Below are 9,020 nucleotides of genomic sequence, written 5' to 3'. Positions count from 1 at the left end.
GCGCCTCCTCCATGCGGATCATGGCACGGCGGATGATGTCGGCGGCGGTGCCTTGCAGGCGGGCATTGATCGAGGCGCGTTCGTTGAAGGCGCGGAGCGAGGGGTTGGACGATCTTATGTCGGGGTAATGGATGCGGCGGCCGAAGATCGTTTCGACAAAGCCGTGCTCGCGGGCATAGGCCTTGGTCTCCTCGATGTAATCGCGGATGCCGGGGAAGCGCTCGAAATATTTCTTGATGTAGTTGCCGGCTTCCTCGCGCGGGATCGACAGCTGGTTGGCGAGACCGAAGGCCGAAATGCCGTAGATGATGCCGAAATTGATCGCCTTGGCGCGGCGGCGAACCTCCGAGGGCATGCCTTCGACCGGCACGTTGAACATCTCCGACGCGGTGATGGCGTGGATGTCGGCGCCGTCGGCGAAAGCCTGCCGCAGTTGCGGGATCTCGGCGACATGGGCGAGCACCCGCAATTCGATCTGGCTGTAGTCGGCCGAGACCAGCCGATGGCTCTTGTCGGTGATGAAGGCGGTCCTGATCTTGCGGCCCTCGGCGGTGCGCACCGGGATGTTCTGCAGGTTCGGATCGGAGGATGACAGGCGTCCCGTCGTCGTAGCGGCCAACGCGTAGGAGGTGTGGACGCGCTTGGTGTCGGGGTGGATGAAGCCGGGCAGCGCATCGGTATAGGTCGATTTCAGCTTGGTCAGCTGGCGCCAGTCGACGATCTTGCGCGGCAGTTCGTGACCTTCGGCAGCGAGATCTTCGAGAAGCTGCGCCGAGGTCGACCACTGGCCGGTCTTGGTCTTCGAACCGCCGGGCAGGCCCATGCGCCCGAACAGGATGTCGCCGAGCTGCTTTGGCGAACCGATGTTGATGCGTTCGCCGATGAGCTGGTAGATTTCCTCTTCGAGGCGAGCGGCGCCCTGCGCCAATTCGCCGGAGAGCCGCGAGAGGATCTGCCTGTCGACCGAGATGCCGCGCTGTTCCATGCGCGCCAGCACCGGCACCAGCGGCCGCTCCAGCCGCTCATAGACCGACACCAGGCCCTTGGCGGCAAGCCGCGGTTTCAGCACCAGCCAGAGCCGCAGCGTCACATCGGCGTCTTCGGCGGCATGAGCCGTCGCCTTGTCGATGTCGACCTGATCGAAACCGACCGAGCTTTTGCCCGAGCCGGTCACGTCCTTGAGCTGAAGAGGAGTATGACCGAGCCACTTTTCGGCAAGCGCATCCATGCCGTGACCATGGGGCGTACCGGCATCGAGCACGTAGGAGATCAGCATGGTGTCGTCGAACGGTGCGACATCGATGCCGTAGCGGCTCATGATGACAAGATCGTATTTCAGGTTCTGCGCGATCTTGAGAACCGATCTGTCTTCGAGCAGCGGTTTCAGCACCGCCAGCGCCTCGCGCAGCGGAATCTGGTTTTCGAGCGCGCCACCACCGAGCAGGTCGCCATTGCCGCTCATGTGGGCGAAGGGAATGTAGGCGGCGCGTCCGGGAGCCGTGGCGATGGCCATGCCGATCAGTTCCGCCTGCATCGGATCGGCGGATGTCGCCCTGACGTCGAAGGCGGCGATGCCAGCCTCCCGTGCCTCGGCGACCCAGGCTTTCAGGGTCGAGATATCGCGGATGCAGTGATAGGCCGAAATGTCGATCTTGCCGGTGGCCGCGCGCTCCAGCCTTAGTGCCGCGAGCAGGGAGGGGGTATCGCCTTGTTTTGACGTCTCCGCCGTCCCGCCGGCTTCGTCCGGTTCAGTGCCAGGCGCGTTTCGGGCAACCGGCGGCAAACCGGCGCCAACGTCCGGGCCATGGGCATGATCGGCGCGTTCGACGGTGACCGCGACGGCCTGGACGTCGCCGGCCTCGGTGCTGGTCGCTTCCGCGACACGGCGGGTCAGCGAGGTGAATTCCATGGTCTTGAGGAAACCGATCAGCTTCGGGCCGTCGGGCGCGTGCAGGACGAAATCCTCCAGACCCTCGGTCACCGGTACGTCGTTCATCAGCGTCACCAGCTGACGAGAAATGCGCGCCTTGTCGGCGTTGGCGATGATCGATTCCCGGCGCTTGTCCTGCTTGATCTCGCCGGCCCGGGCCAGCAGCGTGTCGAGGTCACCGAACTGTTCGAGCAGTTGCGCCGCCGTCTTCGGCCCGATGCCGGGCACACCAGGCACATTGTCGACCGAATCGCCGGTCAGTGCCTGCAGGTCGACCATCTTCTCCGGCGGCACGCCCCATTTCTCGATGACCTCCGGAATTCCGATCTGGCGGTCCTTCATCGGGTCGTACATGGCGACCGTATCGCCAACCAGTTGCATCAAATCCTTATCGGAGGAGATGATGGTGGTATCGCCGCCGGCTTCGCAGGCGAGCCTCGCATAGGTGGCGATCAGATCGTCAGCCTCGTAGCCTTCGATCTCGACGCAGGGCAGGTTGAACGCCCTGGTCGCCTGGCGGATCAGGCCGAATTGCGGGATCAAATCTTCCGGCGGTGCCGAGCGGTTGGCCTTGTATTCGGGGTAGAGGTCGTTGCGGAAGGTTTTTGACGAATAGTCGAAAATGACGGCGAAATGCGTCGGCACGATGCCTACATCGGTATTGCGGGCGTCGAGCATCAGCTTCCACAGCATGTTGCAGAAGCCGGAAACGGCGCCGACCGGCAGGCCGTCGGATTTGCGGGTCAGCGGCGGCAGCGCGTGATAGGCACGGAAGATGTAGCCGGAGCCGTCGACAAGGAAGAGATGATCGCCTTTTTTCATGCCGGCAGGGATAGCGCGGCGCGGCGGCTTGGTCCATGCCAAAGGCAGCCTCGACTATCGGTTCCGGCAACACCCTGACAGATCGCCGTCACCCTGCTCACGCCCATGTTACAAAACTGTAATTTTCGTGCCCTTGAATCGCCACGTTCAGAGACCCAAATACACGTCATCGGCAGTTTTCGCCGAGTCCGGAGCAAGGCCCGTCCCCCGCCTATCCCGGACACCTGCGGCAGCCTATCCCCCCTCTCCGGGCTGCCGCATCGTTTCGAGTAGAAGGCCGCCGTGGTTCCCCCTCCACCACGGCGGTCTTTTTTTGCCTCGCAGAGACGTTTGCAGCCCGTGGTCCAATGATCGCGGGCTTTTCGTTTTCCCGTCATGCCTTTACGGTTCCGGTTCTGAATCGAAAGGCTTCACATATGTCCGCAGTTTCCCCCGTCCTCGACCGTCTCGACAAGAATCTCGACCAGAGCCTCGAGCGCCTGTTCGGCTTGCTCAGGATCAAGTCCATCTCCACCGATCCAGCCTATGCCGCCGACTGCCGCAAGGCGGCGGAATGGCTGGTGGCCGAACTCGAGCTGATCGGCTTCGACGCCAGCGTTCGCGACACGCCCGGCCACCCGATGGTGGTTGCGCACCATGACGGCCCGGCCGGTTCGCCGCATGTGCTGTTTTACGGCCATTATGACGTTCAGCCGGTCGACCCGATCGAATTGTGGGAAAGCGATCCGTTCGCGCCTGCTGTCAAGGAGGTCGGGCCGGACCACAAGGTGATCGTCGGTCGGGGGTCGGCCGACGACAAGGGCCAGTTGATGACCTTCGTCGAGGCTTGCCGCGCCTGGAAACAGGTGCATGGCAATCTGCCTTGCCGCATCACCATCCTGTTCGAGGGCGAGGAGGAATCCGGTTCGCCTTCGCTGAAGCCGTTCCTCGAGGCCAATGCCGGCGAACTCAAGGCCGATTTCGCGCTGGTCTGCGATACCGGCATGTGGGATCGCGACACGCCGTCGATCTGCGTCGGATTGCGCGGGCTGGTGGGTGAGGAGATCACGGTGAAGGCCGCCGACCGCGACCTGCATTCGGGCCTCTATGGTGGTGCCGCCGCCAACCCGATCCGCGTCCTGGCCAGGGTGCTGGCCGATGTCCACGACAAGGACGGCCACATCACCATTCCCGGCTTCTATGATGGCGTCGAGGAAACGCCGTCGCAGATCCTGAAATCATGGGAGACGCTCGGCGAGACTGCCGAGACGTTCCTGGGACCGGTCGGCCTGTCGATCCCGTCGGGCGAAAAGGGCCGCTCCGTGCTGGAATTGACCTGGGCGCGGCCGACGGCCGAGTTCAACGGCATCATCGGCGGCTATACCGGCAAGGGCTTCAAGACGGTGATCGCGGCCGAAGCCTCGGCGAAGGTCTCGTTTCGCCTTGTCCACAAGCAGGACCCGAAAAAAATCCGGGCCGCGTTCCAGAAGTTCGTCAAGGAGCGCATTCCGGCCGACTGTTCCGTCGAATTCCATCCGCATGGCGGCTCGCCGGCAATCCAGCTTTCCTACGACTCGCCCTTCCTGGCCAAGGCCAAGAATGCGCTGTCCGACGAATGGCCGAAGCCGGCGGTTACGACGGGCAGCGGTGGCTCCATTCCGGTTGTCGGCGATTTCCAGACCTATCTCGGCATGGAATCGCTGCTGGTCGGGTTCGGCCTCGACGACGACCGCATCCACTCGCCCAACGAGAAATACGAGCTCAGCTCCTTCCACAAGGGCCAGCGCTCCTGGGCGCGGATTCTCGATGCCTTGACGCGCTGAGCAGCGGAACCCCTGTTTTCCTGTTGATTTTTCAGCCGATCGCGGCGAGGACGGGCCACAAGATAAAGCGCTGCAGCATCCCCTGCGGGTCAGGGGGCACTGTAGGGCTCGACCGGAGAAGACAATGGCCGATATCCGTTTCCATAAAAACGACCTGCCCGACCTCTCGCACTACAATGTCGGGGCAGTGGCCATCGACACCGAAACGCTCGGGCTCAATCCGCATCGCGACCGGCTGTGCGTGGTGCAGATTTCGCCCGGCGACGGCAGCGCCGACGTCATCCAGATCGCGCCCGGCCAGAAGAAGGCGCCGAACCTCGTCAGCCTGCTGAGGAACCGTGGCGTAACCAAGCTGTTCCACTACGGCCGCTTCGATCTTGCCGTTCTCTACAATGCGTTCGGCGTCATGCCGGAGCCGGTGTTCTGCACCAAGATCGCCTCGCGGCTGACCCGCACCTATACCGACCGCCACGGGCTCAAGGACATCTGCTTCGAGCTTCTCGGCGTCGGGCTGTCCAAGGCGCAGCAATCGTCGGACTGGGCGGCCGAGACGCTGTCGCCCGAACAGCTCGAATATGCGGCTTCCGACGTGCTCTATCTGCACCGGTTGCGCGATGTACTGGCCGGACGGCTGGCGCGCGATGGGCGGACCAAGGAGGCCGATGCCTGCTTCCGCTTCCTGCCGACGCGTGCCAAGCTTGACCTGATGGGCTGGGACGAAGAGGATATCTTCGCCCATAGCTGAGGGCCGTTGGCGCGCTCCGCGGGCCGGTGACCGTTTGGAACCGGATACAGGCCGTCGCGTTCTGTCGGCTCAGTTTGTCGGTGCAATTGGGGATAATGACATGGCGGACAGAAAGCCGATTGCGACCGCGCCGACAGACGGCTCCAAGGTCTCCGTGACCTGGAAGGACAGCGACGGCGTCATCAACGAATCCATCGCGCAATATCGCGACGACGGCTGGTGGGTCTATATCGACAGTCACACGCAAAAGAAGGTCGAGCCGACCAGCTGGCGCCCTGCCGCAAGCGACGACGACGATCAATAAGCGCGCCGCTGGTGAGGCCGGCTGCTTTCGAATAGCCTAAGCTGTTGATGTCGAGGCCGATTCGGGCTTTCCGGTCCGCGGTCGCCCTCTTGCTCGGAGGAAATCGCTATGGGTGTCGAAAGCTTGCTCGTCTTCATCATCATCGGTGCCATCGCCGGCTGGCTCGCCGGTCTCATCGTTTCCGGCTTCGGCTTCGGCCTGATCGGCAACATCATCGTGGGCATCGTCGGTGCGTTCATGCCGGCTGGCTGTTTCCGCGGATCGGCTTTTCCATCGGCCGCGGCACTCTCGCCGCGATCATCCATGCCACGATCGGCGCCATCATCCTGCTGGTACTGGTCAAGGTTCTGAAACGAGCCTGAGGCTCGACAACGCAAAGAGCGCGCCATGAAACAGAATACGCTCTATCTCGTCATCGGCGCGCTCGTCGTCGTGGTCATCGCGCTCGGCATCTATGTCTATCGCGAGCAGACCAAACCCAAGGGCGTCGAGCTCAAGATCGACGACAAGGGCATTTCGATCCAGCAGAACTAAGCCATGCGGGGGCGCGACATGGTTGCTTCTGACGCCCCGGAAGACGTCGATCAGCCCCCGATCACCGTGGCGGAGTGGGAGAGGCTGAACCGGCCGCCAAGGCGCGAGGCGCTGCTGCGCTATCGTTGGCGGGTGTTTCGCTTTCTGAGGACATCCGCACCGGTCAGCGAATTGCAGGGGCAAGAGCAGGTATTCCGCGATGCGGTCGTCGCCACCGTGGCCTTCAACCGGCCCGAAATGATCGAATGGCAGATCCACCTGGTACGCCGATACCTGGCCGAGCACGAAAGCTACATCGTTTTCGACAACAGCAACAAGGGCGAGGCAAGGGAAGCAATCCGCGATCTCTGCCGTCGCCAGCATGTCCCCTATGTCGCATTGCCGAAGAACAGGCTGGTCGTCAGCAGATCGCACGGTCAAGCGCTCAACTGGATCGTGCGGAATTTCTTGCCCAGGTTCGGGCCGAAGCTGTTCGGCTTCATCGATCATGACATCTTTCCGACTGAACCGTTTTCGATCCGCGCCCGGATGGAGGGCAAAAGCCTCTACGGCAGCGTGCGGCGCGATACGCCGACGCCAGGCGGCTGGTTCCTGTGGCCCGGCTTCTGTTTTTTCGACGGAAGCCTTTTGCGGCGACGGCTGGATTTCGCCCCGAGCTACAAGTTTCATATGGATTCCGGCGGCGGCAACTGGCCTGTGCTCTACAGGTCGATCGATCCGGCGCTGGTTCGATTCGCTGAAAACAAATCGCTTCGCTTCGGCGCCGGACATGATCAATCCGAGGATTTTTTCATGATGGTCGAGGGCTGGCTGCACGTCACGAACGCCTCGAACTGGAGGCGACAGCCGGTCGACAGGGGCGAACACATTGTCGCGCTGTTGCGGCAAGCCGGCGGTCCCGACCAGCCGGATGTGAAGTTCGAGCCCATCTGAACGAGACAGCGAACAGCGTGGCGTCAGTAACCTGCAAAGAGCAGACGCTGGCGTTTTTGGCTGCCCAACCCCAAGGCCGGCATTCGAACACGACTTAACCCGCCCTTAAATCGCCGCATCTACTCTTCAACCCGAACGCCATAGGCATCGGGGACATCAAGCACAGCGCATGGCGAACCGCAGAGACAGTCGCATCGAACCCAGTTTCGAGGGGCCGCCGCAGGCGCGGTCCTCGGCGGGTCTTTCGGTGAACGAGGAGGATCGCGTCGTGCCGAGCAATCGCAAAGCCTCCGCAAAACGCAAGCCGGCCAAAGGGAAATCGTCGCGGGTCAAGCGCGGCAGAAGCCGGCGCGGCCTGTTCGGCGTGCTCGGCCGGCTGTTCTACTGGTGCTTCGTGCTCGCCATCTGGGGCGGCATCGCCGTGGCCGGCATCGTCATCTACTACGGCGCCAAGATGCCGGCGGCGACGACCTGGTCGATTCCCGACCGCGCCCCCAACATCAAGATCGTCTCGGCAGATGGCCAATTGCTCGCCAATCGCGGCATGAGCGGCGGCGAGGCGGTCGGCCTGCACGAAATGTCGCCCTATATCCCGGAAGCCGTCATCGCCATCGAAGATCGGCGCTTCTACTCGCATTTCGGCATCGACCCGATCGGGCTTTCCCGCGCCATGGTCACCAATGTGCTTGGCGGGCATTTCTCGCAGGGTGGCTCGACGCTGACCCAGCAATTGGCCAAGAACCTGTTCCTGACACCCGACCGCACGCTGGAGCGCAAGGTGCAGGAAGTGCTGCTGGCGCTATGGCTGGAGCACAAGCACACCAAGGACCAGATCCTCGAAATGTACCTGAACCGGGTGTATTTCGGCTCTGGCGCCTATGGCGTCGAAGCCGCCTCGCGCCGCTATTTCGGCAAGAGCGCGCGCGACGTCACCCTGTCGGAAGCCGCATTGCTTGCCGGCCTGCTGAAGGCGCCGTCGCGGCTGTCCCCGGCACGCGATCCGAAGGCCGCCGAGGAGCGCTCGCAGCTGGTGCTTGCCGCCATGCGCGACGAGGGCAAGATCAGCGCCAAGGAACTGACCTCGGCGATGAGCGCGCCGGCAACGCGTGCGCCGTCCTATTGGACCGGCTCGGAGAATTACGTCGCCGATACCATCATGGAGGAACTGCCCGACCTGATCGGCGACGTACGCGGCGATATCGTCATCGACAGCACCGTCGACCTAAACCTGCAGAAGCTCGCCGAGCAATCGATCCGCAGGCTGATCGACGACAGCGGCAAGAAACTCAACGTCAGCCAGGGCGCCCTGGTGGCGATCGACGATTCCGGTGCGGTGCGCGCCATGGTCGGCGGCTACGACTATTCGACCAGCCAGTTCGACCGTGCTTCGGAGGCACGTCGCCAGCCGGGTTCGGCATTCAAGCCGTTCGTCTATATGGCCGCTCTTGAAGCCGGCCGCACGCCCGACAGCATCCGCAACGATGCGCCGATCAAGATCGGCAACTGGACGCCCGACAATTACGGCGGCAAGTATTTCGGCAAGGTGACGCTGGCCACTGCGCTGGCCAAGTCTCTGAACTCGGTGGCAGCGCAGCTGACCATGGAGGTCGGGCCGAACGCGGTTGTCGAGGCGGCGCACCGCATGGGCATCCAGTCCGACCTGACAGCCAACACCTCGATCGCGCTCGGCACTTCGGAAGTGACGCCGCTGGAGTTGACATCGGCCTATGTCCCCTTTGCCAATGGCGGCTACAAGCCCGACATCCATTTCATCCGGCGCGTGACGACCACCGAGGGCAAAGTGCTTTACGACAGCGGCGGCGGCAGCGCGCCGCGCGTCGTCAAGCCTGAGATCGTCGGCATGATGAACTCGATGATGACGGGCACGGTTGAGATCGGCACTGCCCGGAAAGCGGCTTTCGCCTGGCCATCGGCCGGCAAGACCGGCAC

General features: G+C 63.0%; 7 protein-coding genes and 1 pseudogene. 7 read left to right on the top strand and 1 reads right to left on the bottom strand.

Annotated elements, in window-relative coordinates:
* Positions 1 to 2,752: DNA polymerase I (gene polA / locus EN879_RS13880; RefSeq protein WP_164774406.1), on the bottom strand; the 2,752-nt coding region annotated here is incomplete at its 3' end.
* 416 nt (positions 2,753 to 3,168) lie between these two features.
* On the opposite strand from polA, the gene EN879_RS13875 reads away from it, so the two are divergent.
* The 7 genes and pseudogenes from EN879_RS13875 to EN879_RS13845 form a co-directional block, all read left to right on the top strand.
* A complete protein-coding gene (locus EN879_RS13875) occupies positions 3,169 to 4,554 on the top strand; it encodes a M20/M25/M40 family metallo-hydrolase (protein WP_063170335.1) in 1,386 nt (461 codons plus the stop codon).
* Positions 4,555 to 4,678: 124 nt separating this feature from the next.
* Positions 4,679 to 5,299 carry a ribonuclease D gene (locus tag EN879_RS13870; protein ID WP_013529549.1) on the top strand — a complete coding sequence of 207 codons (621 nt, stop codon included), beginning with the start codon at positions 4,679 to 4,681 and terminating at the stop codon, positions 5,297 to 5,299.
* A gap of 100 nt (positions 5,300 to 5,399) precedes the next feature.
* Positions 5,400 to 5,603: a hypothetical protein gene (locus tag EN879_RS13865; RefSeq protein ID WP_013529550.1), complete on the top strand. Its 204-nt coding sequence runs from the start codon at positions 5,400 to 5,402 to the stop codon at positions 5,601 to 5,603.
* A 108-nt stretch (positions 5,604 to 5,711) separates the two neighbouring features.
* Positions 5,712 to 5,965: pseudogene (locus EN879_RS13860) on the top strand (GlsB/YeaQ/YmgE family stress response membrane protein).
* 25 nt (positions 5,966 to 5,990) lie between these two features.
* Positions 5,991 to 6,137, top strand: coding sequence for a hypothetical protein (locus EN879_RS13855; RefSeq protein ID WP_013529552.1), 147 nt, complete (start codon positions 5,991 to 5,993; stop codon positions 6,135 to 6,137).
* 3 nt (positions 6,138 to 6,140) lie between these two features.
* Positions 6,141 to 7,070, top strand: a complete 930-nt coding sequence (locus tag EN879_RS13850; protein WP_245469523.1) for a hypothetical protein — start codon at positions 6,141 to 6,143, stop codon at positions 7,068 to 7,070.
* Positions 7,071 to 7,239: 169 nt separating this feature from the next.
* On the top strand, positions 7,240 to 9,020 hold a 1,781-nt coding region (locus EN879_RS13845; RefSeq protein ID WP_164774405.1), incomplete at its 3' end, for a transglycosylase domain-containing protein.

The organism is Mesorhizobium sp. M7A.F.Ca.AU.002.02.1.1, assembly GCF_003998535.1.
Classification (GTDB): Bacteria; Pseudomonadota; Alphaproteobacteria; order Rhizobiales; family Rhizobiaceae; genus Mesorhizobium; species Mesorhizobium ciceri.
The sequence above is the reverse complement of the archived record's forward strand: the minus strand, read 5'-3'. Positions and strand labels throughout refer to the sequence as shown.